This window comes from Allonocardiopsis opalescens, from assembly GCF_003002095.1.
GTDB classification, from domain to species: Bacteria; Actinomycetota; Actinomycetes; order Streptosporangiales; family Streptosporangiaceae; genus Allonocardiopsis; species Allonocardiopsis opalescens.
Window position 1 is genome coordinate 154,718 of the sequence record NZ_PVZC01000006.1, and the last position, 25,235, is coordinate 179,952.

A 25,235-nucleotide genomic window follows, 5' to 3' on the forward strand; every position below is an offset into this window, starting at 1 on the left:
GCGGTTCGTCCCCGCCACCGCCCGAGGAGGAAGCCGTGACGACCGACGGACGATCGCACATCGTGGCCATCAGCGGAGGGTCGTTCGTCCCCGACGACCGCGGCGAGCTGACGCCCAGCCCGCTGCTGCGCTACGCGCGCGACCTGACCGACACCGACCGCCCGCGGGTGTGCTTCGTCACCACCGCCGTCGGCGACCACCACGAGGTCCTCTCCCGGTTCTACGCCGGGTTCAGCCGCTGGGAGGCGGAGGTGAGCCACCTCGCGCTGTACCCCTGGCCCAACCACGCCGACCTGGCCGCCCACCTGCTCAGCCAGGACATGATCTACGTCACCGGCGGCAGCGTGGCCAATCTGCGGGCGCTGTGGCGGGTGCACGGCGTCGACGAGGTGATGCGCCGCGCGTGGGAGTCCGGCGTGGTGCTGTGCGGGCAGAGCGCCGGCTCGCTGTGCTGGCACGTCGGCGGCCCGACCGACTCCTTCGGCCCTGAGCTGGCGCCCTTCACCGACGGCCTCGGCCTGCTGCCCTACTCCAACGGCGTGCACTACGACGCCGAGCCGCGCCGCCGCCCGCTGATGCAGCGCCTGGTCGCCGACGGCACCCTCCCGGCCGGGTACGCCGCCGACAACGGCGTGGCGCTGCACTACGTCGGGACCGAGCTGGTGCAGGCCATCGGGTACGTGCCCGAGGCGCGCGCCTACCGGGTCGAGTCCGACGGCGCGGGCGGCGCCAAGGAGGTCCCGATCGAGCCGCGCCGGCTCGCCGGCTGAGCCGCCGCCCGGCCGCTCGCCCCCGCGGCGCGCGGGCGTACATTGGATGGGTGAGTGACCTGGTATTCGCCCATCTGGGCACCGCGCCCGTCCCGTACGCAGAGGGCTGGGACCTCCAGCGGCGGATCCACGAGCGCCGCGTCGCCGACGAGGTCCCCGACACCTGCCTGCTGCTGGAGCACGAGCCCGTCTTCACCGCGGGCAAGCGCACCGGGCGGGCCGACCGGCCGGCCGGCGACCCCGGCGCGCCGGTCGTCGACGTCGACCGGGGCGGCAAGATCACCTGGCACGGCCCCGGGCAGCTGACCGGCTACCCCATCCTCAAGCTCGCCGAGCCGATGGACGTCGTCGCCTACGTGCGCGACCTGGAGGAGATGCTGATCCGGGTCTGCGCCGACCTCGGCGTGCCCACCCTGCGGGTCGAGGGCCGCAGCGGGGTGTGGTGCCCGGCCGACGCCGCACGCGGGCTGCGCGAGCGCAAGGTGGCCGCCATCGGCGCCCGGGTGAGCCGGGGCGTGACCATGCACGGCTACGCCCTCAACTGCGACAACGACCTCTCCTGGTACGACCGCATCATCCCGTGCGGCATCTCCGACGCCGACGTCACCTCGCTCAGCGCCGAGCTGGGCCGCGACGTGCGCGTCGCCGAGGTGCTGCCGCTGGTGCGGCGGCGCACCCTGGAGGTCTTCGGGGCCACCGCCCGCGCCGACGCCGGCGCGCTCAACGCGCTCATCCCGGCCTGAGGCGCGGCGCGGGCACCGCCCGCGCCGCCCGCATAGGCTGGCAGGACAGGCCGTACGCCGGCCTGGGAAACGAAGGCCGGCACGGCCGACACCGCCGGCACACGCCCGACCCAAGGGAGCCGCAAGGTGACCGTCACACCCGACGGACGGAAGCTGCTTCGCCTGGAGGTCCGCAACAGCGAGACCCCCATCGAGAAGAAGCCGTCGTGGATCAAGACCAAGCTGAAGACGGGCCCGGAGTACACCGAGCTCAAGGCGCTGGTCCGCCGCGAGGGGCTGCACACGGTCTGCGAGGAGGCCGGCTGCCCCAACATCTACGAGTGCTGGGAGGACCGCGAGGCCACCTTCCTCATCGGCGGCGACCAGTGCACCCGGCGCTGCGACTTCTGCCAGATCGACACCGGCCGCCCGGCCGAGCTCGACCGCGACGAACCCCGCAGGGTCGCCGAGTCCGTGCAGGCCATGGGGCTGCGCTACGCCACCGTCACCGGGGTGGCCCGCGACGACCTCGCCGACGGCGGCGCCTGGCTGTACGCCGAGACCGTCCGCCGGATCCACGCCCTCAACCCCGGCACCGGCGTCGAACTGCTGATCCCCGACTTCAACGCCGAGCCCGACCAGCTCGCCGAGGTCTTCGGCTCGCGCCCGCAGGTGCTGGCGCACAATGTCGAGACCGTGCCGCGGATCTTCCGCCGGATCCGGCCGGGCTTCCGCTACGAGCGCTCCCTGGAGGTCATCACCCGGGCGCGCGAGGCCGGGCTGGTCACCAAGTCCAACCTCATCCTCGGCATGGGTGAGGAGCGCGAGGAGGTCTCGGCGGCCATGCGCGAACTGCACGCCGCGGGCTGCGACCTGCTGACCATCACCCAGTACCTGCGCCCCTCCGTGCGCCACCACCCGGTGGAGCGCTGGGTGAAGCCCGAGGAGTTCGTGGAGCTGTCGGCCGAGGCCGAGGAGATCGGCTTCGCCGGAGTGCTGTCCGGACCGCTGGTGCGCTCCTCCTACCGGGCGGGCCGGCTGTACCGGCAGGCCGTCGAGCGCCGGGCCGGCGCGACACCGGCCGGCTGAGCCCCCGACCGCGCCCGTGACCGCCCGCGGCACGGGCGCGCCGCCCGCGGGCGGTCACAACCGCGAAACAATAGCCGCCGCGCCCTCCGCGCCGGTGCCGTACCGCTCGGCCGGGGCTCGTATCCTGGCAGACATGGCGAAGAAGTCCTCGGGCGGCGATTCCGCCCGTCCCACCGCGGCGGACGGCGGCTCCGGCGGCCGCAAGGCGGACTCCGGCAAGCCGCCCGGCTACTTCAAGCAGCTGCGGATGATCGGCTCCTTCGTGAACCAGCGCGACCGCAAGGTCATCCCGATCGCGATCGCGATCGCGCTGGTGGTGATCGCGCTGTGCGTGCTCGGCGGCTGGCTCACGAGCAGCCTGCTGTACTGGCTCATCCCCGCGATCCCCCTCGGCCTGCTCAGCGGCCTGCTGTACTTCAACTTCGCCGCGCGCAGGCTGCAGTTCGCCATGATGGAGGGCCAGCTCGGCGCGGGCTGGGCCATCCTCGACAACATGCGCGGCGACTGGGTCACCGAGCAGGGCGTGGCCGCCAACCGGTCCATGGACATCGTGCACCGGGTCACCGGCCGTCCCGGCGTGGTGCTGGTCGGCGAGGGCAACCCCGGACGGCTGCGCGGCCTGATCGCGCAGGAGAAGAAGCGGGTGGCCCGCGTCGCCCACGAAATCCCGATCTACGACCTCCAAGCGGGCAACGCCGAGGGCCAGGTGCCGGTCTCCAAGCTGCAGCGCGAGCTGATGAAGCTGCCGCGCAACCTCAGCCGCGCCGAGGTGTCGGGCCTGCGCAGCAGGCTCAAGGCCCTGCCGCCCGCGGTGCAGATGCCCAAGGGGCCGCTGCCCAAGGGCGCGAAGATGCCCAAGATGCCGCGGCCGCCCCGCTAAGGCCCCCACCAGCGCTTCCGGCCCGGCCGCGACAAAGAGTCGACGGCACATCACGCACCGGACACGGGGCGGTCATTCTCCGCGTCCGTCCCGCTCCATACACTTTCGGATTGCCAAGGGCCCCGGCCGCCCGACGCGGGTGCGCCGGGGCCCTGCTGTCCGAACAGAGGAGAACGTGTGATCACTCGCCGGTCGCTCAGTCGTGTCCTGTTCACCCTCCCCCTCGTCGCGTCCGCGACCTCCCTCCCGTTCAGCGCCGCGTCCGCCGACACGCAGCCGGAACCCGGCGCCCAGTCCCTCAGCGGCACGGTATTCGGCCCGGCCCGGGGCGACCAGCTCCACATCATGTCCTTCAACGTGCGCTTCGCCTCCGACACCCCGCCCAACTCCTGGCCGGAGCGGCGCCCGGTGCTGGCCGCGCTGCTGCAGCGCGAGCAGCCGACCGTGATCGGCACCCAGGAGGGGCTGTACGCGCAGCTCAACGACATCCAGGCCGACCTGCCCAACCCCTACGACAGCATCGGGGTGGGCCGCCAGGGCGGCAGCCGGGGCGAGTTCATGCACGTGTTCTACGACAGCAGGCGCCTCGCGCCGCTGGAGTTCGACCACTTCTGGCTCTCCGACACCCCGCTGCTGATCGGCTCGGCCACCTGGGGCAACACCGTGGTGCGCATGGTCACCTGGGTGCGCTTCGCCGACATGCGCACCGGGCGCGAGTTCATCTTCCTCAACACCCACTTCGACCACCGCTCGGAGGAGGCCAGGCAGCGCAGCGCCGGGCTGATCCGCTCCACCCTGGAGGGCTTCCCGGCCGGCACCCCGCTGATCGTCACAGGCGACTTCAACACCTTCCCCGAGACCTCGGTGAGCTGGCAGACCCTCACCGAGGGCGGCTTCCTGGCCGACACCTGGCTCAGCGCCGACGAGCAGGTGACCCCCTACTACGGCACCTTCCACGGCTTCAACGAGCCCGACCCCGAGGCGGTGCGCATCGACTGGATCCTGACCAGCCAGGGCATCCGGGTGCCCGCGGCCGCCATCAACACCTTCCGGCGCGGTTCGCAGTGGCCCTCCGACCACCTGCCGGTGCAGGCGCTGGTCGAGCTGGCCTGAGCGCGCCGCCCGGCCGGCACGGTCCGCGCGGCGGCCGCCCCGCCCGGGGCCGGCCGCCGCGGGCCGTCACAGCCGCAGGCTCACGGTGCGGGCGGCGAGGTCGTGCAGGCCGCGCCCGTCGCGGTCCCACACCAGCGGCGGCACCACCAGGCAGATCAGCAGGGTGCGCAGCAGCACCCGGACCGCCCAGGGCGGGCCGTCGCCGACCGGGGCGAGGTGGACGCCAAGGAGCCGCTTGCCGATCGTGGTGCCGGTGAGGCTGATGGAGACCACGGCCACCAGGGCGAAGACGCCGAGCGGCAGCAGGGGGTGGTCCAGCGGCACCAGCTGCGCCGCGGCCACGGCGAGCAGCCAGTCGATGAAGATCGCACCGATGCGGCGGCCGAAGCCCGGGATCGACCGCGGGCCGGATTCGGGCAGCCCCAATCGCCTGCCCCGGTATCCGAATTCGGAATCGGCGGACCCCGCCGCCTCGGCTCCGCCGCCGTCGCCCGGCGGCCGCCGCCTGTCGTGCGCCATGGCCCCCACGGTACCGGCCCCGGTGCGAGAGGCCGCCGGGGGTGGGGCACCTCACCGTCGCGCTCCGTGACGGAAAGCGGAGCGGCGGCCGCCGCGCCTCCTTCTGTCCCGGCGCTGGTCCTGCTAGGGATGACGCCATCCGTAACATGCGTGAAACGCGAGGGACACGGCCGAGAAACGCCCTCTCCCTACGCTGCCAGGCGAACGTACAGAGCACACGGAGGTTTGGTTTGTTCAAGAACGCCGAGGAGGTCCTTGCCTACATCAAGGACGAGGGCGTGCAGTTCGTTGACGTGCGCTTCACGGACCTGCCGGGTGCCACGCACCACTTCACCCTCCCCGTCGAGAACTTCGGCGAGGACGTGTTCACCGAGGGCCTGATGTTCGACGGCTCCTCCATCCGCGGGTTCCAGGCCATCCACGAGTCGGACATGCTGCTGCTGCCCGATCCGTCGACGGCGGTCATCGACCCGTTCCGCGAGTTCAAGACGCTGAACCTCACCTTCTTCGTGCACGACCCGTTCACGCGCGAGCAGTACACCCGCGACCCCAGGAACGTCGCCCGCAAGGCCGAGGCGTACCTGAAGAGCACCGGGATCGCCGACACCGCGTTCTTCGGCCCCGAGGCGGAGTTCTACATCTTCGACGACGCCCGCTTCGAGACCAAGCAGAACGCGTCGTACTACTACCTCGACTCCATCGAGGGCGCGTGGAACACCGGCAGCAAGGCCGAGGGCGGCAACCTCGGCTACCGCCCGCGCTACAAGGGCGGCTACTTCCCGGTCGAGCCCACCGACCACTACAGCGACCTGCGCTCGCGCATGGTCCGCCAGCTGATCGACTGCGGCATCACCGTCGAGATCCAGCACCACGAGGTGGGCACCGCCGGCCAGGCCGAGATCGACTTCCGCTTCGGCAGCCTGCTCAAGACCGCCGACAACGTGCAGCTGTACAAGTACGTCGTCAAGAACGTCGCGAACGCCGCGGGCAAGTCGGTCACCTTCATGCCCAAGCCGGTCTTCGGCGACAACGGCTCCGGCATGCACTGCCACCAGAGCCTGTGGAAGGACGGCTCGCCGCTCTTCTACGACGAGTCGGGCTACGCCGGCCTGTCCGACATCGCCCGGTACTACATCGGCGGCCTGCTGGCCCACGCCCCGGCGCTGCTGGCCTTCACCAACCCCACGGTGAACTCCTTCCACCGCCTGGTGCCCGGCTTCGAGGCGCCCGTCAACCTGGTGTACTCGCAGCGCAACCGCTCCGCCGCCGTGCGCATCCCGCTCACCGGCTCCAACCCCAAGGCCAAGCGCCTGGAGTTCCGGGTCCCCGACCCCTCGGCCAACCCCTACCTGGCCTTCTCCGCCATGCTGATGGCCGGCCTCGACGGCATCAAGAACAAGACCGAGCCGCCGGAGCCCATCGACAAGGACCTCTACGAGCTCCCCGCCGAGGAGGCCAAGGCGGTCCCCACCGTCCCCGGCTCCCTCGACGAGGCGCTGACGGCCCTGGAGAACGACCACGCCTTCCTGCTGGAGGGCGGCGTCTTCACCCCGGACCTCATCGAGACCTGGATCGACTACAAGCGCACCACCGAGATCGACCCGATCCGGCTGCGCCCCCACCCGCACGAGTTCGAGCTGTACTACGACGTGTGACCTGAGCCGTCACCCGTCCGCACGACCCGAGGCCCGGTCCCCTGCACAAGGGGGCCGGGCCTCGACACGCGCGGGCGGGTACAGGAAGACCCCCGCGCCCCGGCGGGGCGACGCCGGGGCGCGGGGGCGGGCCGCGCTAGTGCGCGGCGGCTGCGGTGGCGTCCGCCGGGGACTGGCGCTGGGCGAGCGGGATCTCCTTGATGAAGAACGCGACGATCAGCGACAGGACCACGAACGGCGCCGAGAAGAGGAACACGTCGCCGATGGCGCCGGAGAAGGCGTCCAGGACGATGCCGTGGACGGGCTCCGGCAGGGCCTGGATGGCGGCGATGTTGTTGACGTCGACCTCCGCGGACGCGGGGGCGGCGCCGGGGGGCGCGCTGTCGGCCAGGTAGTTCTGCAGCTGGGTGGACATGACCACGCCGGCCACGGTGGTGCCCACGGCGGCGCCCATCTGCCGGAAGAACATCGAGGCGCTGGTGGCCGAGCCCATGTCGGCGCGGGGCACCGCGTTCTGGATCGCGGTGACCACGGTCTGCATGGTGAAGCCGAGTCCGGCGCCGAACAGGACCGAGTAGAGCGCGATCTGCCAGTACGGCGTGCCGGTGGCCACGGTGGACAGCAGCAGCAGCGCCACCGTCAGTACGGCCGCGCCGGCGATCGGGTAGATCTTGTAGCGGCCGGTGCGGCTGATCAGCTGGCCGGAGCCGATCGAGGTGATGAAGATGCCCACCACGGCCGGAAGCATGGCCAGGCCGGAGACGGTGGGCGACATGCCCTGCACCGCCTGCAGGTACAGCGGCAGGAAGACCAGGCCGCCGAACATCGCGAAGCCCGACAGCGCGTTGAAGACGTTGCCCAGGCTGAAGATCGAGAGCCGGAACAGGTGCAGCGGGATGATCGGCTCCTTGGCCCGGCTCTCGGCCCAGACGAACAGCGCGGCCAGCAGCACCGAGGCGGCCAGCAGCGCGAGCGCTCCGGCCTCCGTCCAGCCGTGGTCGGGGCCGCGCCAGTCCAGGTAGAGGATGAGCGAGGTGACCGAGGCGACGATCAGCGCCGCGCCCAGGTAGTCGATGGAGTGCTGGCGGCGCACGGTGGGGATGCGCAGCGCCATCGAGGTGACGACGAGCGCGGCGATGCCGATCGGCACGTTGATGTAGAAGATCCACTGCCAGCCGGGGCCGTCGGTGAAGAAGCCGCCGAGCAGCGGCCCGGCCACGCTGGAGATGCCGAAGACGGCGGCGAAGGCGCCCTGGTAGCGGCCGCGGTCGCGCGGGGGGATGATGTCGCCGATGATCGCCAGCGCGATCGACATCAGGCCGCCGCCGCCCACGCCCTGGACGGCGCGGAAGATGATCAGCTGCGTCATGTCCTGGCTGAGCCCGGCCAGCAGCGAGCCGACGATGAAGATGCCGATGGCCACCTGGAAGATGAGCCGCCGGCCGTACAGGTCGGAGATCTTGCCCCACAGCGGCACGACCGCGGTGGAGGTGAGCAGGTACGCGGTCACCACCCATGACAGCTGGTCGAGGCCGCCCAGGTCGCTGACGATGCGCGGCAGCGCGGTGCCGACGATGCTCTGGTCGAGCGCGGCGAGCATCATCCCCGACATGATCCCGACCATGACGGTCAGGATCTGCCGGTGCGAAAGGTAGGCCGGTGCCGCGTCGGCAGCCGCCCCCGTGCCCGGCGGGGGCGCCGGGCTCTCGGCTGTACTGGTCATGTGCTGTCCCCTGAAATGGAATGTCGGGTGTTCCGGAGCGTGGTCGGGGCTCCGGTCCGCGCCGCGCCCGATGGGCGGCACGGCTGGTCTGGCGTGCGTCAGCGGGGTGGCGGCAGGGTGAAGCCGGACGCGATCTGGTCGAAGGCGGTGTCGATCAGGGCTCCGAACTCGTCGGGGCCCTCGCCGTCGCGCCACAGCTCGAAGGCGGTGCGCACGGCGGTCAGCCCGGCCCGCGCCAGCATCCTCGGGTAGACGTCGGAGTCCGGGTCGGTACCGGATCTCGCGGCCATCTCCTCGATGATGGCCCGCTCGAAGCGGGCGAAGGACGCGAGGTGGTAGGCCTTGAGGGCGGGGTTCTCCCGCACCAGCCGGTGCCGTTCGCGCCATTCGCGGATGGCCGCCTCGGTCATGTTGTCCCGGATCGAGCCCATGGCGTGGCGCAGCGCCTCCAGCGGCGCCTCGCCGGCCGGCCTGGTGGAGAGCACGGCGCGCACCCGCTCCACCCGGTCGTCGCCGGGGTCGGCGATCGCCTCCTCCTTGCAGGAGAAGTGGTTGAAGAAGGTGCGGGGCGAGAGGTCGGCCGCCGTGGCGATCTCCTCGACCGTGACGCCGTCGACGCCGCGCTCCGCCGCGAGCCGCAGGGCGGCGGCGGCCAGGGCCTGCCTGGTCGCCTGCTTCTTGCGCTCCCGGCGCCCCAGTGGAGCGTCCGCGCTGATCGTCGTCACCTGATCAAGTATGCCCGGATAAGTGCACAATGCGCATCGATTCTCGTTGTGAAACGATTCCGCTCCCTGTGGCGATACCCACAGCGGTTCCACGGAATACCCGCGCGCTCCAGACCTGCTGGCACGCCGGTGGAGGCGGTCCGTTACAGGGGCATGGACGGCGGCGGGCCCGCGCCGGTGGACGGCGGCGGGCCCGGACGGCCGCGGGGCGCGGCGGAGCGGAGAGGGTCAGGGGATCTCGTAGAGCCGGACCTCGCGGCGGCTGGTGACCCACTGGTCGAGCTCCACCGCGCCGATGTCGTCGAGCAGCTCCATCTTCCGCTCGTAGTCGGCGGCGCGCTCGGGGATCGTGCTGTCGCCCACGATCACCCACAGCCGGTCGACGGAGCGGATCCGCCGCTCCATCTCGGCGAGGTCGGTGACCTCGGGGGCGATCAGCGAGCCGTCGTCGGCCGGGCTGCGCTCGGCCAGCACGTCGCGCAGGCCGGCACCCATGTCGGGGTACGCCTGCATGATGCGGCGGTGCCTGCTGTGGGCGTACATGATGCCGTCGCCCGGCCGGGCGTACGCGCCGATGACCTCGGCGCGGATGCGGAGGTTGTCGCCCTTGCCGTTCTCGGCGTGGTCGTCGACGATCACCGGCAGCGCCAGCACGGCCACCAGCACCAGCCCGACGGCGGCCGCCACCGGCCGCAGCGCGGCCAGCCCCGCCCCGGCCAGCAGCGCCAGCGCGGGCAGCACCATGACCGTGTAGCGCTCGTGGAAGGTGGGGGTGACCAGCACCGACGCGATCAGCAGCAGCGCGGGCGGCGCCAGCAGCCACGGCAGCGCCACCGAGGCGACGGTCCAGCCCTCCGGCGAGCGGTCGTCGCGCCCGGAGCGGGCCGCGCCCAGCGCGACCAGCGCCACCAGCACCACCACCAGCAGCGGGCCGCCGGCCAGGAACTCCACCAGCTCCTCAAGGGTCTCCAGGGTGGGCGGCTCCAGGTGGCCGACCTGGCCGCGCTGGCCGAAGCCGACCACGAAGATCGGCAGCACCAGCGCGGCGGTGACGCCGGTGGTGATCAGCCAGGGCCGCCACGGCGCCGCACCGGTGCGGCGCCACAGCACCAGCAGCGCGCACAGGTGCGCGGCGAGCAGCAGCGCGGCGTACATGAACAGCAGCGCCATGGCCGCCGTCGCGAGGGTGTACCCCACCGCCCAGCCGCGCCACCGCGCCGGGCCCGGCTGCTGCACCAGCCGCACCAGGCAGTAGGTGGAGACGGTGGCCAGCGCGGTGACCAGCGCGTAGGAGCGGGCGTCGTGGGCGTACCAGGACATGGTGGGCGCCAGCGCCAGCACCAGCCCGGCGAAGAGCGCGGCGGCCGGCGAGACGAGCCGGCGGGCGATCAGCGCGGTGAACACCACCGCGACCACCATGGCGACGGCCATGGGCGCGCGCATCACCCACTCGCGGGTGCCGATCTGCGCGACGGGGTGCATCAGCAGGTAGAAGGGGCCGTGGACGGCGTCGCCGTTGCGCAGCAGCGCGGCCAGCTCGACCAGCGAGCGGGTGGTGGCGGTGATGGTGGCGCCCTCGTCGGCCCGGTAGGAGGGCCCGGCGATGCCCCAGAAGGCCATCGCGGCGCCCGCCAGGCCCGGCACCGCGACGACCCAGTGCCCGGCCAGCCAGGCACGGCCGCGCGCCAGCAGCCCGGCCCAGCCGGCGGGCGTCTCGGCGCCGGGGCCGTCGGCCCGCTCTTTCAGCTCTACCACGGTGAGCAGACTACTGAACCAACCGGCCGATTTAGCCCCTTCTCAACTACTTGCAGGTCACCGGTCCGTTCTCCGACCGCACGTACCGCCCGTCCCGTGGGCCCCCGCGGCGCCGGGGAGCGTCAGCCGTAGAAGACGCGCTCCATGACGGCCCGGGCGCGCCGTGCCGTGCGCCGGTAGTCCTCGATCAGCGCGCCGTGGCTGTCGTAGCCGAGCACCCGCGCCAGCACGGTGCCCTCGCGGATGTCGGTGGGGATGGAGTCGCCGCCCTTGCCGCGCACCAGGGTGATCGCCCCCCTGATCCGCCCCGCCAGCCGCCACGCCGCCGCCAGCCGCCGCGCGTCGCCGCCGTCCAGCAGCCCGGCGTTGACCGCGGCCGCCAGGGCCTCCAGGGTGCGGGTGCCGCGCAGCGCCGGCACCCGGTGGGCGTGCTGGAGCTGGAGCAGCTGCGCCACCCACTCCACGTCGGACAGGCCGCCGCGGCCCAGCTTGGTGTGCAGTCCCGGGTCGGCGCCGCGCGGCAGCCGTTCGCTCTCCATCCGGGCCTTGAGCCGGCGGATCTCGCGCAGCGCGGCGTCGTCGATGCCGTGCTCGGGGTGGCGCAGCGGCTCGATCAGCTCGGTGAAGCGCGCGCCGAGTCCGGCGTCGCCGGCCGCGACGGCGGCGCGCAGCAGCGCCTGGCTCTCCCACGGCGAGGACCACCGCCGGTAGTAGGCGCGGTAGGAGGCGAGCGTGCGCACCAGCGGGCCCTGGCGGCCCTCGGGGCGCAGGTCGGCGTCGACGTGCAGGGCCGGGTCGGGCGCGGGCAGCGCCAGCAGCCGGCGCAGCTCCACGGCGATCGCGTGCGCCGTCCTGGCCGCCTCGCCCTCGTCGGCGCCGGGCAGCGGATCGTGCACGAACATCACGTCGGCGTCGCTGGCGTAGCCGAGCTCGCGGCCGCCGAAGCGGCCCATCGCCACGATGGTGAACCGGGTGGGCGACGGCCTGCCGTCCAGCACGGCGCGGGTGGCCAGCCGCAGCGCGCCGTCGAGGGTCACGGCGGTGATGGCGCTCAGCGCCTCGCCGACCTGGTCGACGTCGATCAGGCCGAAGATGTCGGCGGCGGCCACCCGGAACAGCTCGCGGCGGCGCAGCGCGCGCAGGCCGGTGACGGCGAACTCCGCGGTGGCGTGCCGGCGCAGCACCGCGTCGGCCTCCACGGCCAGCGCCTGCTGCGGCCGGGGCGCCAGCGCCGCGTCGTCGCCCAGGATGGCGACGGCGTCGGGGGCGCGCAGCAGCAGGTCGGTGGCGTAGCGGCCCGAGCCGAGCAGCCAGGCCATCCGCTCGGCCACCCCCGCCTCGTCGCGTAGCAGCCGCAGGTACCAGGGGGTGCTGCCCAGCGCGTCGCTGACCTGCCGGAACCCGAGCAGGCCGCCGTCGGCGTCGGGGGCGGCGGCGAACCAGCCGAGCATCACCGGCAGCAGGGTGCGCTGGATCGCGGCGCGGCGCGACACGCCCGTGGTCAGCGCCTGGATGTGCCGCAGCGCCCCCGCGGGGTCGCCGAAGCCCAGCGCGGACAGCCGCGCCTCGGCCGCCTCGGGGCTGAGCCCGGCCTGGTCGCTGGGGACCCGGGCGGCGGCCTGGAGCAGCGGCCGGTAGAACAGCTTCTCGTGCAGCCGCCGCACCTCGCGGGCGTGCCGGCGCCACTCTGCGGTGAAGGAGTCCTCGGGGTGGGTGCGGTGGCCCAGCGCCCGGCCGATGCGGCGCAGCTCGCGCCGGCCGTCGGGCGTGCCGCCGTCGGGCACCATGTGGGTGCGGCGCATCCGGTGCAGCTGGAGCAGGTGCTCGACCCGGCGCAGGAAGCGGTAGGCCGCCGAGAGGTCGGCGGCGTCGTCGCGGCCGACGTAGCCGCCCGCGGACAGCGCGTCCAGCGCGTCCAGGGTGCCCGGGGCGCGCAGCGACTCGTCGGTCCTGCCGTGCACCAGCTGGAGCAGCTGCACGGCGAACTCCACGTCGCGCAGGCCGCCGGGGCCGAGCTTGAGCTGGCGGTCGGCCGCGCCGGCCGGGATGCTGGCCTCCACCCGGCGGCGCATGGCCTGCACGTCGGCGACGAAGTTCTCCCGCTCGGCCGCCCGCCACACCATCGGCGCCAGCGCCGCCAGGTACGCGGCGCCCAGCTCGGCGTCGCCGGCCACCGGGCGCGCCTTGAGCAGCGCCTGGAACTCCCAGGTCTGCGCCCATCTGCGGTAGTAGGCGGTGTGGCTGGCGAGGGTGCGCACCAGCGGGCCGTTGCGCCCCTCGGGGCGCAGGGCGGCGTCGACCTGCCACAGCGCCGCCTCCTCCCCCGCCTGCATGCACACGCGCATGGCGGCCGCGGCCAGCCGCTCGGCGGCGCGCAGCGCCGCCTGCTCGTCGTCGGCGCCCTCGGCGGGCTCGGCCACGAACACCACGTCGACGTCGCTGACGTAGTTCAGCTCCCGGGCGCCGCACTTGCCCATGCCGATGACGGCCAGCCGGCACCAGCGCGCCGGATCGCCCAGCTCGGCGCGGGCGACGGCCAGCGCCGCCTCCAGCGCCGCCGCCGCCAGGTCGGCCAGCTCGGCGGCGACCCGCTTGACGTCGGCCAGCCCGGTGAGGTCGCGTGCGGCCAGCCCCAGCACCCGGCGCCGGTAGGCCGCCCGCAGCGCCATGACGGGGTCGGCCTCGATGCGGTCGGGGCGGGCCGCGGGCGGTTCGGCCGGGTCGGCGGAGTCGTCGGCCCCGACGGCGCGCAGCAGCTCGGCGCGGACCTCGGCCGCCTCCGGCGCCCGCTCGGCCTCCGGGCCGCGCAGGCGCCGCCAGTCGCCGGGGTGGCGGCACAGGTGGTCGGTCAGCCCCGTGCTCGCGCCCAGCACCGCGAGCAGCCGCCCGCGCAGCTCGGCGTCGGCGCGGACCGCCGCCAGCAGCTCCTCGCGGTCGGGCGCCCGCTCCAGCAGCCGGGCCAGGCCGGTCAGCGCCGCCTCGGGGTCGGCCGCCTCGCGCAGCGCCTCCACCACCGCGCGGTCGGGGCCCGGGCCGTCGTCGTCGGGCAGCCGCAGCCCGATCTCGGCGAACAGCTCCGCCGCCTGGTCGGCCGCGACGAACCCGAGCCGCGCCAGGCGCCCGGCCGCGGTGGTCACCCTGCCGTGCTCGCTCGCCGTCACGTACCTACGTTAATCGGCCCGGCCGCGTCCTGGCGCGACACGTTCGGGTCACGGTCGGGCTTAGGCGGGCCGGGGCGGGTTCTCAAGGCGTCTAAGGCGGCTGCCCGATGCGGAGGCGGGGGTCTTAGCGCGAGTCTCAAGGTGCCGGACCGACGGACGGGCCGGCGTGAGGAGGCGAGGAAGCGATGTCCCCGGAACTGCTGCGCGCGGTGGCGGCGGAACGCGTCCGGGACCGGGAGCGCGCGGCGCGGGCGCGCGACCGGTTCCGGCGGCTCGGCCGCGACGGCGGCGCGGACGGCGCCGCGCCGCCGCCCGACGGGGGTGGACGGCGGCCGCGGCGGGCGCCCTCGGCGCCCGCGGCGCCGCCGGCCGGCGCGGAGCCGCGGCGGGCGGCCGGGCCCGCCGCGGCGCCGGTCCCCCGGCCGCGGCCCGCCGCGGCCCCCGGGCTCCGGGTCGGCGGGCGGGCGGCGGAGGGAGCCGCGGCCGGGCGGGCGGCGCGGTGAGCGCGCGGCCCGCTCCGGGCGCCGTACCGCCCGCTCACCCGGTGCTTTCGTCCGAGGTGGATGGCATGCTGGAAGGCATGTGGTCGCACTCTTCGAGCCCCGTCCTGATCGGCAGGGGGGACGAGCTGAACCTGCTGCTCGACACCGCCGCCGACGCGGCGGCCGGCACCGCGCGCGCGGTGCTGGTGGCCGGCGAGGCGGGGGTGGGCAAGTCCCGGCTGCTGGACGAGTTCGGCCGCCGGGCCGCCACCGAGCGGGTGCTGACCGGCAACTGCCTGGAGCTGGGCGTCGACGGCCTGCCCTTCGCCCCTTTCGTCACCGCGCTGCGCCAGCTCGTCCGCGAGCTGGGCGCCGAGCACCTCTCCCGGGTGTTCGGCGGCCCGCCCGACGAGCTGGCCCGGCTGCTGCCCGAGCTGGGCGCGGCCGCCGCCGAGCGCGAGGACTCCAGGGGCCACCTCTTCGACCAGGTGCTGCGGCTGCTGGAGTCGGCGGCCGAGCCCGGCGGCCTCAGCCTGGTGATCGAGGACGCCCACTGGGCCGACCGCTCCACCCGCGACCTCTTCGTCTTCCTCGTGCACAACCTCGGCGCCGCCCGCGTCCAGCTGGTGCTGAGCTACCGCTCCGACGAGCTGCACCGCGCCCACCCGCTGCGCCGGCTCCTCCCCCAGCTGCGCCGGCTCGACCACGTCGCCGCGGTGGAGCTGTCCGGCCTGTCGCGCGGCGAGGTCGCGGAGCTGGCCGCCGCCATCCGGGGCGCCGAGCCGCCGCCCGCCCTGCTCGACACGATCCACGAGCGCAGCAACGGCAATCCGCTGTTCGTGGAGTCGCTGCTGGAGTGCGGCGCCCACGGCCTCGGCCGCGTGGTGCCCGACACCCTGCGCGACCTCCTGCTCGGCGCCATCCAGCGGCTGCCCGACGACGCCGCGCGGGTGGTGGCCGCCGCGTCGGTGGCGGGCGAGCGGGTCGACCACGAGCTGCTGCGCCGGGTCACCGGCCTGCCGGAGGCCGCGCTCGACGGCTCGCTGCGGGCGGCCGTCGACGGCAATGTGCTGCGGGTCGAGCCCTCGCGGCACGGCGATCCGGCCGGCTACGTCTTCCGGCACGCCCTGCTGCGCGAGGCCGTCCACGACGACCTGCTCCCCGGCGAGCACACCCGGCTGCACGCCAGGTACGCCGACGAACTGGAGGCCGACCCCTCGCTGCTGCCGGCCCGCGACCGCGCCGTGGCGCTGGCCCACCACCGCCACTCCGCCAACCAGCTGCCGCAGGCGCTCAGCGCGGCCTGGCTGGCGGCCGGCCAGGCGTACTCCGCGCTGGCCTTCGCCGAGAAGCTGCAGATGCTGGAGCGCATCCTCGAACTGTGGGACCGAGTGCCCGACGCCGCCGCCCTCATCGGCGCCGACCGCCTCGACGTCCTGCGCCAGGCCGTCGGGGCGGCGCTCAGCGGCGGCGACCCCGAGCGGGCCGGGGCGCTGGCCACCGCCGCGCTGCGCGGACTGGACCCGGCCGAGGACCCGGTCCGCTACGCCCTGCTGCTGCGCCAGCGGGGGCGGGCGCGGCGCGAGCTGGGCCAGGCCGAGAGCGTCGACGACCTCCGCGCCGCCCTGGCCACCCTCCCGGCCGACCGCCCCGAGCGGGCGCTGCTGCTGGCCACCCTCGCCAACGACCTGATGCTGCACCCCCGGCTGGCGGAGTCCATCGAGCTGGCCGACGAGGCGCTGGCGCTGGCCCGCGCCACCGGCCACCACTACGTCGAGGCCGACGCGCTGATCACCCGGGGCGTGCTGCACGTCCAGCGCGGCGCCTTCGACACCGGCATGCGGCTGATCGACGAGGGCGAGGCCATCGCCCGCCGCATCAGCGCCATCACCCTGGAGCAGCGTGCGATCAGCAACCGCGCCGCCATGCTGAGCGAGAACGCCGGGCGGCTGCACGAGGCGCTGCGGGTGGCCGAGTCGGGCTACGAGCAGACCACCCGGCTCAAGCTCCAGCGGCTCGACAGCGTCTGCACCGCGATCAACATCGTGGAGATCCGCCTGCTGCTGGGCCAGTACGACCGGTGCAGGACCGCGGTCGAGGAGACGCTGCGCTGGCAGCCCGCCCGCGCCACCCAGCTGCAGCTGCGCCTGTTCCGGGGCCGGGCCGCGCTGCTGCAGGGCGACACCGCCGCCGCCCGCGCCGACCTCGACGCCTACCTCGCCGCTCCGGGGCGGCGCGACACCTACAGCCAGGAGGAGGGCCCGGCCGCGGTCCTGGAGATCGGGGTGCTGCTCGCCGAGGGGCGGCCGGGCGAGGCCGTCGGCGCCGCGCTGGCCGCGCTGGGCGACGGCACGGCGCTGCGCTGCGACATCTACGGCTGGCAGCTGCTCGGCGCGACCGCCGTGCTGCTGACCGACCCGCGGGCCGCGGCCGAGGCCGGACCCGAGCGGATGGCGGCGCTGGCCGCCGCCGTGCGGGCCGCCGTCGCCGAGATGAACGACATCTACCCGGCGCAGCAGGCGCACCGCGCCGCCGTCGGCCAGCTGCTGCGCGAGTACGAGGGCGCCGCCTCCGCCGCCGCGGCCTGGTCGGCGGTCGCCGAGCGGTGGGCGGGCCTCGAACAGCCCTACGAGCGTGCCGAGGCGCTGCTGCGCGCGGCCGAGGCCGCGGCGGAGGCCGGCGAGCGCGCGGCGGCCGGCCGGCTGGTGCGCGCCGCGGCCGAGGCGGCCGCCCCGCTGCCCGCCCCGCCGCTGCGCGCCCGCGTGCAGGCCCTCGCCGCACGCATCGGCGAGCCGCTCGACACCGCCGCGCCCGTGCCGAGCGCCCCCGGGCTCACCCCGCGCGAGACCGAGGTGCTGCGGCTGCTGGCCCGCGGCCGCTCCAACCGCGAGATCGCCGGAGAGCTGTTCATCTCCGCCAAGACCGCCAGCGTCCACGTCTCCAACATCCTCGGCAAGCTGGGCGTCCCCAACCGGGGCGCGGCGGCGGCCGAGGCCTTCCGGCTGGGCCTGGTGGCGCCCGAGCGGGTCTGAGCCGGGGCCGGGTCGGGCCAGGAGCGGTCCGGAGCGTCTGGGGCCGTCGTACGGTGGCGAGCATGAGACGACGCCATCGGCTCCTGGCTCTGGCCGCCGCCGTCGCGCTGTGCGCGGGAGCGCTGTGGTGGGGGGACCGGGAGCTGGCACGGTGGGAGCAGGAACGGCCCCGCCGAGCGCAGGTCCGGACGGAGCCGCCGCAGCTGCGTGCCATGGTGGCGGAGCACAATCCCCGCAGTACCGATACCGATGCCGACTGGCGGCGGCACCGCAGCATCGTCATCGCCGACTGGTGCGATGAGCCGTACGGCGAGGAGCACCATTCGGCCCCTGACGATGCTTTCTGGGGCATCGGCACGGAGGACTGGATTGCAAACACCCGGCTCGTCATCGCCGTCTACTGCCCGGCGCGGCTGGACGAGTTCGACGCGCTGGCGGACTGACGGCCCGCGCGCATGCCGAGCGGGCGGCCGCCGGCGCCTGGAGCCGACCGGGCCCGTGGCCGCAAGCGACCACGGGCCCGGCGGCGCACCGCTTTCAGGCGGGCGCGGCCGTGACGGTGCCGGCGCCGACGGTGCGGCCGCCCTCGCGCACGGCGAAGCCGAGGCCCGGCTCCACCGCGATGGCGCGGCCCAGCTCGACGGTCACCTCGACCGTGTCGCCCGGCATCGCCAGTTCGCCGGGCAGCCGCATCCGCCCGGACACGCTGGTGGTGCGCAGGTAGAACTGCGGCTGGTAGCCCGAGGCGACCGGGGTGGCCCGGCCGCCCTCCTCGGCCGTGAGCAGGTACACCCGGGCGGTGAAGCGGTGGTGCGCCGTCTGGGTGCCGGGCGCGGCCAGCACCTGCCCGCGCCGCACCTGCTCGCGCCGGACGCCGCGCAGCAGCAGCGCGGCGTTGTCGCCCGCCTCGCCCCGCTCCATCGTCCGGCCGAAGGTCTCCACCCCGGTGACGACCGCGCTGAACCCGTCGTCGAAGCCGACGGCCTGCACGGTGTCGCCGACCGCGACCGTGCCCCGCTCGATCGCGCCGGTGACCACGGTGCCCCGCCCCGGCACGGTGAGCACGCTCTCCACCGGGAGGAGGAACGGCGCGCCGGTGTAGCGCTCGGGTACCGGCACGTGCTCGTCCACCGCGCGCAGCAGCCGCTCGACGGCGGCGGTCCACTCAGGGTCGCCCGCCAGCGCCCGCAGCCCGGAGACCCGGACGATGGGCGCGCCGGGGTAGCCGTGCTCGGCCAGCAGCTCGGCCGTCTCCAGCTCCACCAGCTCCAGCAGCTCGGGGTCGGCGCCGTCGGCCTTGTTCAGCGCGACCACCACGTGCGCGACGCCCACCCGGCGGGCCAGCAGCACGTGCTCGCGGGTCTGCGGCATGACGCCGTCGCGCGCCGACACGACCAGGATGGCGCCGTCGAGCTGCGCCGCTCCGGTGATCATGTTCCTCACGTAGTCGGCGTGGCCCGGCATGTCCACATGGGCGTAGTGGCGGGTGGCGGTCTCGTACTCGACGTGCGAGATGTTGATGGTGATCCCCCGCGACGCCTCCTCGGGAGTGCGGTCGATCCGCTCGAAGGGCACGTAGGACGCGCCGCCGTGCTCGCTGAGGACTTTGGTGATGGCGGCGGTCAGGGTCGTCTTCCCGTGGTCGACGTGTCCCATCGTGCCGATGTTGAGGTGCGGTTTGGTCCGCACGTAGGCCTGCTTGGCCATGGCTGTTCCCTGTTCCGGTGAGGGCCGTCTCCGGTGACCCGCGCGTGCTGCCGACCTCCGCCCGCCGGGTCACCTGGACGCACGGGGGGAGGTCAGCGCTCGACGCCGTCGAAGGGAGCGGCGGCACGCGGCGGCACGCCCGCGGGGGCGGGCGGTGTCGGGACGGCGTGCCGGAACATGCGGCCAATGATGGAGCGGCGGGCGGCGGCGGCGCAACGGATTTTCCGGGCGCCGCCGGCGGCCGGCCGCGCGCACAGCGCACGGCCTGCCGACGAGCGGCGATCGATCGATGTCGACCGGAACGGACCGGGCCCGCTAGCCCCCCGCCGCGCGCAGCCGCTCGGCGGCCCGCTCGGGGGCGACGTCGTTGATGAAGACGCCCGCGCCGGACTCGGTGGCGGCGAGGTACTTGAGCTTGTCGGGGGCGCGGCGCAGGGTGAAGACCTGGACGCGCAGGTGGGCGAGGTCGCGGTCCGCGCGCACCGGCGCCTGGAGGAAGCAGGCGATGTAGGGGGCGGGCGGCTCGCCGCCGAACAGGCGCTCGAAGCGGCCGAGCACGTCGGCGTACAGCTCCATCAGCACGGCCAGCTCGGCCTCGCCGAGGGCGGCGAGGTCGGGCAGGTGGCGGCGGGGCTGGATCACCACCTCGTAGGGCCAGCGGGCGGCGGTGGGGACGAAGGCGATGAAGTCGCCCGCCGCCGCGACGACGCGCTCGCCCGCCTTCTCCTCGGCCGCGCCCAGTTCGCAGAAGAGGCAGCCGCCGCTGCGGTGCCGGTGGCGGCGGGCCGACTCCAGCGCGCGGGCGATCCGCGGCGGCACGAAGGGGAAGGCGTAGATCTGACCGTGCGGGTGCGGCAGGGTCGCCCCGATCTCGCGGCCCCGGTTCTCGAAGCACAGCACGTACTCAACGCCCGGCTGCCGTCCCAGCTCCTCGGTGCGGTCCACCAGGGCGCGGCCGATGGTGGCGCGGCGGCGCGGCGCCAGGGTGGAGAAGGCGGCGTCGTGGTCGTCGGTGAAGCAGACGACCTCGCAGCGGCCGGTGCCGGGCCGCAGGCCGGCGGGGCCGTCCGGCGGCGCGGGCACCGGTGCGCCGACCAGCGAGGGGAAGCGGTTCTCGAAGGCGACGGCGTGGTACCCGGCGGCCGGGATCTCGGAGTCGGGGCCGCCCGGGCACAGCGGGCAGGCGTCGGCGGCGGGCAGGTTGGTGCGGCCCTGGCGGTGCGCGGCCACCACCACCCACTCGTCGAGCACCGGGTCGTAGCGCAGCTGCGAGGCGGTGCGGGCGGGCTCCAGCCGCCGGGGGTCGGGCCGGGACCGGTCCAGTCCCGGCAGGTCGTCGAAGTAGATGAGCTCGCGCCCGTCCGCCAGCCGGATGGCCGTGCGCCGCCCGTCCGCCACCGCGGCCCCCGTTTCTGTGTACGCGACAGAAGGTTCGATCGATTGCGATCATATGCGGTCCGTTCTGATCTGGTCACCACCGGGGCCGCTCCCGGCCGGACACGAGGGCGGGCGGCCGCCGGGAAGCTCCGACCACGGCGAACGCCCGCGGGCCCGGGCGGTCCGCGGCGGCCGGCCGCGCCCACCGCCGCGTGACGGCTCGGAAACAGAACCGCGATCCGGCCTTTACACGGACGGGCGGCACGGATAAGAATCCTTCACGTCAGTGCCGCTCCGCGCGTGCCCGGTGACGCTCCGTCCCGCGCCCGCCCGCCCCGGCACCCACAACTGAACACCGGAGCGCGTTTTCCTCTGCCGGCACATTGGGAGCGCAGCAGAAGATCAGTCTTGATCTGCACCGATTCCCTAGTCCCGCTCACGAAGGAAAAAGTGATGTCACGACGCGCACCCCGGGCCCGGCTCGGCCTGCTTGGGGCCGTGCTGCTCGCGCTGACGGCCGCCGCGGCGCCGAGCGCGTACGCCCACCCCGGGCACGACCACGGCGACGCAGCCGCCCCCCTCGCGCCCCCGGAGGACTTCCAGCAGGTCACCCTCGCCATCGGCGAGCCCGAGATGGGCGAGCCGATGGGGCTGGACATCCTCCCCGACGGCACCGCCGTGCACACCTCCCGCGACGGCACGGTCCGCCTCACCGACTCCGACGGCACCACCACGGTGGCCGGGGTGATCCCCGTCTACACCCACGACGAAGAGGGCCTGCAGGGCGTCGCCGTCGACCCCGACTTCGCCGCCAACCGGCACATCTTCCTGTACTACGCGCCCCCGCTGGACACCCCGCCCGGCGACGCGCCCGCCGGCGGCGGCGACTTCGCCGCCTGGGAGGGCGTGAACCGGCTCTCCCGGTTCACGCTCTCGGAGTCGGGCCGGCTGGACATGGGCAGCGAGGTCACGGTGCTGGAGGTCCCCGCCGACCGGGGCATCTGCTGCCACGCCGGCGGCGACATGGACTTCGACGCCGAGGGCAACCTCTACCTGTCCACCGGCGACGACACCAACCCGTTCGAGTCCGACGGGTACACCCCGATCGACGAGCGCGCCGACCGCAACCCCGCCTTCGACGCGCAGCGCACCTCGGGCAACACCAACGACCTGCGCGGCAAGATCCTGCGGATCACCGTCAACGACGACGGCTCGTACTCCATCCCCGAGGGCAACCTCTTCGCCCCCGGCACGGCGGACACCCGCCCGGAGATCTACGCGATGGGCTTCCGCAACCCCTTCCGCATCAGCGTCGACCAGGAGACCGGCGTGGTCTACGTCGGCGACTACGGCCCGGACGCGGGCGCGGCCAACCCTGACCGAGGGCCCGCCGGCCAGGTGGAGTTCGCCCGCGTGGACGCCCCCGGCAACTACGGCTGGCCGTACTGCACCGGCAGCAACACCGCGGAGGAGACCTACGTCGACTACGACTTCGCCACCCAGACCTCCGGCTCCCGCTTCGACTGCGCCGCCCCCGTCAACGACTCGCCGCGCAACACCGGCCTGACGCAGCTGCCCCCGGCCGAGCCGGCCTGGATCCCCTACAACGGCGGATCGGTGCCCGAGTTCGGCAACGGCAGCGAGTCGCCGATGGGCGGCCCCGTCTACCACTTCGACCCGGAGCTGGACTCGGCGGTGAAGTTCCCCGAGGAGTACGACGGCCAGGTCTTCCTCGCCGAGTACGGCCGCCGCTGGATCCGCAGCGTCACCGTGAACGGCGACGGCTCGGCCGGTACCATCGCCGAGTTCCCGTGGGCCGGCACCCAGCCGATGGACCTCGCCTTCGGGCCCGAGGGCGCCCTGTACGTGCTGGACTACGGCACCGGCTACTTCAACGGGGACCACAACTCGGCCCTGTACCGGATCGAGTACGCCCCCGACGGCCAGCGCCCGAACGCGGTCGCCTCGGCCGACGTGACCTCGGGCCAGGCGCCGCTGGAGGTCCGGTTCTCCTCCGAGGGCACCTCCGACCCCGACAGCACCGAACTGGCCTACGCCTGGGACTTCGGGGACGGCGGCACCTCCACCGAGCCGAACCCCAGCCACACCTACACCGCCGACGGCGACTACACCGCCACCCTGACCGTCACCGACGAGGCCGGACTCACCGGCACCGCCAGCGTGCCGATCACGGTCGGCAACACCGCGCCGCAGGTCGAGGTGGTGCTGCCCGCCGAGGGCCAGCTCTTCGAGTTCGGCGACGAGGTGGCCTTCGAGATCGAGGTGACCGACCCCGAGGACGGCGAGATCGACTGCTCCCAGGTGACGGTCAGCTACATCCTCGGCCACGACAGCCACGGCCACGGCCTCGCCGAGACCAGCGGCTGCTCCGGCACCATCCAGACGCCCGTCGACGGCGAGCACGACCCGAACGCCAACATCTTCGGGATCATCGACGCCGAGTACACCGACGCCGGCGGCCTGAGCGGCTCCGGGCAGAACATCCTGCAGCCCCGGCACCGCCAGGGCGAGCACTTCGGCGACGCCTCCGGGGTACAGGTCGTACAGCACACCAACGCCGAGGGCGCCGCGACCGTCGGCCACATCGAGAACGGCGACTGGATCGCCTTCGAGCCCTACCTGCTGGCCGACGCCGCGTCCTTCACCGCCCGGGTCGCCTCGGCGGGGACGGGCGGCACCATCGAGGTCCGCGCCGGGGCACCCGACGGCCCCCTGCTCGGCTCGGTGGAGGCGCCGGTCACCGGAGACTGGGAGACCTTCACCGAGGTCACCACATCCCTGAGCGGCGGGCCGGCCGAGACGACCAGCCTCTACCTGGTCTTCACCGGCGGCGCCGGCGCCCTGTTCGACGTCGACTCCTTCACCATCGAATAGAGAGGAGGTCCGCAATGCGCAGACAGACCCGGCCCGGCCTGCGGGCCGCGGTGGCGCTGGCCGCCTCGGCGGCGCTGATCGCCCCCGCGACCGCCGTCGCCGACGAGCCGGCCGACTTCGACGTGCTGGTGTTCTCCCGCACCACCGGATTCCGGCACGACTCCATCCCCACCGGCATCGCCACCCTCACCGAGCTCGGCGCGGCCAACGGCTTCACCGTCACCGCGACCGAGGACCCGACGGCCTTCAGCGCCGAGAACCTGGCCCAGTACGAGGCGGTGGTGTTCCTCAGCACCACCGGCGACGTGCTGGACGCGAACCAGCAGGACGTGTTCGAGGAGTACGTCCGGGCGGGCGGCGGGTACGTGGGCGTGCACGCCGCGGCCGACACCGAGTACGACTGGCCCTTCTACGGCGAGCTGGTCGGCGCGTACTTCGCCTCCCACCCCCACATCCAGCAGGCGACGGTGGACGTCGAGGACCAGGCGCACCCGTCGACCGCGCACCTGGACGCGGAGTGGGTGCGCACGGACGAGTGGTACGACTACCGCACCAACCCGCGCGGCAGCGTGCACGTGCTGGCCACGCTGGACGAGTCCACCTACCAGGGCGGCCGGATGGGCGATGACCACCCGATCGCCTGGTGCCAGCCGGTCGACGCCGGCCGGTCCTTCTACACCGGCGGCGGCCACACCACCGAGTCCTACGCCGAGCCCGACTTCCAGGCGCACCTGGTCGGCGGGATCCGGTGGGCGGCGGGCGCGGTGCCCGGCGACTGCGGGGAGGGCCCGCAGCAGCCGGGCGAGTACCGCTCCCTGTTCGACGGCAGCTCCACCGAGGGCTGGAGCCAGGCGGGCCCCGGCGAGTTCGTGCTGGCCGACGGCGTGCTGACCACGACCGGCGGCATGGGCATGCTCTGGTACGAGGCCCAGCAGTTCGGCTCCTACTCGCTGATGCTGGACTGGCGGGTGGCCGGGGACGACAACTCCGGCGTCTTCGTCGGCTTCCCGCCCAGCGACGACCCCTGGTCGGCGGTGAACAACGGCTACGAGATCCAGATCGACGCCACCGACGCCGACGACCGCACCACCGGGGCCGTCTACGGCTTCCAGTCGGCCGACCTGGCCGCCCGCGACGCGGCGCTGAACCCGCCCGGCGAGTGGAACACCTTCGAACTGCTGGTGGAGGGCGAGCGGCTGAGGATCTACCTCAACGACGTGCTCATCAACGACTTCACCAACACCGACCCCGCCCGCAGCCTGACCGACGGCCACATCGGCCTGCAGAACCACGGCGAGGGCGACGACGTCTCCTTCCGCGACATCAGGATCATGGAACTCGGCTAGCCGGGCGACCGATCCCTTCCCGAGCCCCCGCCGGCACGCGCCCCCGCCGGCGGGGGCTCACCCGTGCCCGCGGGCGCCGCCGCCCGGGCCGCCGGAAAGTCGATGGCCACAGCGGCACGAAACGGGCATCATGGGTGCCATGGAGCAGCCGGACGCCGACTGGGTCGCCATCGCCGACTACGAGAACCAGCCGGGCGCGCCCCGGCCGATGGCGATGGCGCGCGCTTGACTGCGCGACCGCGGCATCGACTGGACGCCCTTCGGCCCCGCCGACGTCCGGGCCG

18 protein-coding genes are annotated in these 25,235 nt (G+C 74.3%); 11 read left to right on the forward strand and 7 right to left on the reverse strand.

Annotation, left to right across the window (positions count from 1 at the left end):
- The first annotated feature begins 35 nt into the window (after positions 1-35).
- The 5 genes from CLV72_RS20340 (at position 36) to CLV72_RS20360 (ending at position 4,574) form a co-directional block, all read left to right on the forward strand.
- Entirely contained in the window at positions 36-770 is a 735-nt protein-coding gene (locus CLV72_RS20340) for a Type 1 glutamine amidotransferase-like domain-containing protein (RefSeq protein ID WP_106248847.1), read from the forward strand.
- A 50-nt stretch (positions 771-820) separates the two neighbouring features.
- A complete protein-coding gene (gene lipB, locus CLV72_RS20345; RefSeq protein WP_106248849.1) occupies positions 821-1,513 on the forward strand; it encodes a lipoyl(octanoyl) transferase LipB in 693 nt (230 codons plus the stop codon).
- A 126-nt stretch (positions 1,514-1,639) separates the two neighbouring features.
- On the forward strand, positions 1,640-2,581 hold the full coding sequence (gene lipA / locus CLV72_RS20350) for a lipoyl synthase (protein ID WP_106248852.1): 942 nt from the start codon (positions 1,640-1,642) through the stop codon (positions 2,579-2,581).
- 133 nt (positions 2,582-2,714) lie between these two features.
- Complete coding sequence (locus CLV72_RS20355; RefSeq protein ID WP_106248854.1) at positions 2,715-3,461, forward strand: DUF4191 domain-containing protein; 747 nt, start codon at positions 2,715-2,717, stop codon at positions 3,459-3,461.
- Positions 3,462-3,638: 177 nt separating this feature from the next.
- Entirely contained in the window at positions 3,639-4,574 is a 936-nt protein-coding gene (locus CLV72_RS20360; RefSeq protein WP_211302988.1) for an endonuclease/exonuclease/phosphatase family protein, read from the forward strand.
- 66 nt (positions 4,575-4,640) lie between these two features.
- Here CLV72_RS20360 and CLV72_RS20365 read toward each other — a convergent pair whose 3' ends face one another.
- The gene (locus CLV72_RS20365) at positions 4,641-5,093 is read right to left on the reverse strand and encodes an RDD family protein (protein ID WP_211302989.1); all 453 of its coding nucleotides are present in this window, start codon (positions 5,091-5,093) and stop codon (positions 4,641-4,643) included.
- Positions 5,094-5,323: 230 nt separating this feature from the next.
- Here CLV72_RS20365 and glnA point away from each other — a divergent pair, with 230 nt between their 5' ends.
- Entirely contained in the window at positions 5,324-6,748 is a 1,425-nt protein-coding gene (gene glnA, locus CLV72_RS20370; RefSeq protein ID WP_106248862.1) for a type I glutamate--ammonia ligase, read from the forward strand.
- Positions 6,749-6,884: 136 nt separating this feature from the next.
- On the opposite strand, the gene CLV72_RS20375 is transcribed toward glnA, so the two are convergent.
- The 4 genes from CLV72_RS20375 to CLV72_RS20390 all read right to left on the reverse strand — a co-directional run bounded on the left by CLV72_RS20375 (position 6,885) and on the right by CLV72_RS20390 (position 14,112).
- Positions 6,885-8,471 carry an MDR family MFS transporter gene (locus tag CLV72_RS20375; protein ID WP_106248865.1) on the reverse strand — a complete coding sequence of 529 codons (1,587 nt, stop codon included), beginning with the start codon at positions 8,469-8,471 and terminating at the stop codon, positions 6,885-6,887.
- Positions 8,472-8,569: 98 nt separating this feature from the next.
- A complete protein-coding gene (locus CLV72_RS20380; RefSeq protein WP_170141051.1) occupies positions 8,570-9,196 on the reverse strand; it encodes an acyl-CoA-like ligand-binding transcription factor in 627 nt (208 codons plus the stop codon).
- Positions 9,197-9,424: 228 nt separating this feature from the next.
- On the reverse strand, positions 9,425-10,951 hold the full coding sequence (locus CLV72_RS20385) for a glycosyltransferase family 39 protein (RefSeq protein ID WP_106248871.1): 1,527 nt from the start codon (positions 10,949-10,951) through the stop codon (positions 9,425-9,427).
- A gap of 122 nt (positions 10,952-11,073) precedes the next feature.
- Positions 11,074-14,112 carry a bifunctional [glutamine synthetase] adenylyltransferase/[glutamine synthetase]-adenylyl-L-tyrosine phosphorylase gene (locus CLV72_RS20390; protein WP_211302990.1) on the reverse strand — a complete coding sequence of 1,013 codons (3,039 nt, stop codon included), beginning with the start codon at positions 14,110-14,112 and terminating at the stop codon, positions 11,074-11,076.
- Between the two features lie 185 nt (positions 14,113-14,297).
- On the opposite strand from CLV72_RS20390, the gene CLV72_RS20395 reads away from it, so the two are divergent.
- The 3 genes from CLV72_RS20395 (at position 14,298) to CLV72_RS20405 (ending at position 18,069) form a co-directional block, all read left to right on the forward strand.
- Positions 14,298-14,615, forward strand: a complete 318-nt coding sequence (locus CLV72_RS20395; protein ID WP_106248874.1) for a hypothetical protein — start codon at positions 14,298-14,300, stop codon at positions 14,613-14,615.
- Between the two features lie 65 nt (positions 14,616-14,680).
- On the forward strand, positions 14,681-17,626 hold the full coding sequence (locus CLV72_RS33695; protein WP_106248877.1) for a helix-turn-helix transcriptional regulator: 2,946 nt from the start codon (positions 14,681-14,683) through the stop codon (positions 17,624-17,626).
- A 62-nt stretch (positions 17,627-17,688) separates the two neighbouring features.
- Positions 17,689-18,069, forward strand: a complete 381-nt coding sequence (locus CLV72_RS20405; RefSeq protein WP_146159502.1) for a hypothetical protein — start codon at positions 17,689-17,691, stop codon at positions 18,067-18,069.
- Between the two features lie 94 nt (positions 18,070-18,163).
- Here CLV72_RS20405 and tuf read toward each other — a convergent pair whose 3' ends face one another.
- A complete protein-coding gene (gene tuf, locus CLV72_RS20410; protein ID WP_106248881.1) occupies positions 18,164-19,333 on the reverse strand; it encodes an elongation factor Tu in 1,170 nt (389 codons plus the stop codon).
- Between the two features lie 315 nt (positions 19,334-19,648).
- Positions 19,649-20,731, reverse strand: coding sequence for a galactose-1-phosphate uridylyltransferase (galT, locus tag CLV72_RS20415; protein WP_106248884.1), 1,083 nt, complete (start codon positions 20,729-20,731; stop codon positions 19,649-19,651).
- A gap of 432 nt (positions 20,732-21,163) precedes the next feature.
- Here galT and CLV72_RS20420 point away from each other — a divergent pair, with 432 nt between their 5' ends.
- Positions 21,164-23,605, forward strand: coding sequence for a PQQ-dependent sugar dehydrogenase (locus CLV72_RS20420; protein ID WP_106248886.1), 2,442 nt, complete (start codon positions 21,164-21,166; stop codon positions 23,603-23,605).
- A 14-nt stretch (positions 23,606-23,619) separates the two neighbouring features.
- On the forward strand, positions 23,620-24,951 hold the full coding sequence (locus tag CLV72_RS33825; RefSeq protein WP_106248888.1) for a ThuA domain-containing protein: 1,332 nt from the start codon (positions 23,620-23,622) through the stop codon (positions 24,949-24,951).
- Positions 24,952-25,235 lie beyond the last annotated feature (284 nt).

What these genes read in the sequence shown, in the direction of transcription:
- CLV72_RS20355 (WP_106248854.1), top strand. Translation starts at nt 2,715, where the DNA reads ATGGCGAAGAAGTCCTCGGGCGGCGATTCCGCCCGTCCCACCGCGGCG.
- CLV72_RS20365 (WP_211302989.1), bottom strand. Translation starts at nt 5,093, where the DNA reads ATGGCGCACGACAGGCGGCGGCCGCCGGGCGACGGCGGCGGAGCCGAG.
- CLV72_RS20375 (WP_106248865.1), bottom strand. Translation starts at nt 8,471, where the DNA reads ATGACCAGTACAGCCGAGAGCCCGGCGCCCCCGCCGGGCACGGGGGCG.
- CLV72_RS20395 (WP_106248874.1), top strand. Translation starts at nt 14,298, where the DNA reads ATGTCCCCGGAACTGCTGCGCGCGGTGGCGGCGGAACGCGTCCGGGAC.
- CLV72_RS33695 (WP_106248877.1), top strand. Translation starts at nt 14,681, where the DNA reads ATGCTGGAAGGCATGTGGTCGCACTCTTCGAGCCCCGTCCTGATCGGC.
- CLV72_RS20405 (WP_146159502.1), top strand. Translation starts at nt 17,689, where the DNA reads ATGAGACGACGCCATCGGCTCCTGGCTCTGGCCGCCGCCGTCGCGCTG.
- tuf (WP_106248881.1), bottom strand. Translation starts at nt 19,333, where the DNA reads ATGGCCAAGCAGGCCTACGTGCGGACCAAACCGCACCTCAACATCGGC.
- CLV72_RS20420 (WP_106248886.1), top strand. Translation starts at nt 21,164, where the DNA reads ATGTCACGACGCGCACCCCGGGCCCGGCTCGGCCTGCTTGGGGCCGTG.
- CLV72_RS33825 (WP_106248888.1), top strand. Translation starts at nt 23,620, where the DNA reads ATGCGCAGACAGACCCGGCCCGGCCTGCGGGCCGCGGTGGCGCTGGCC.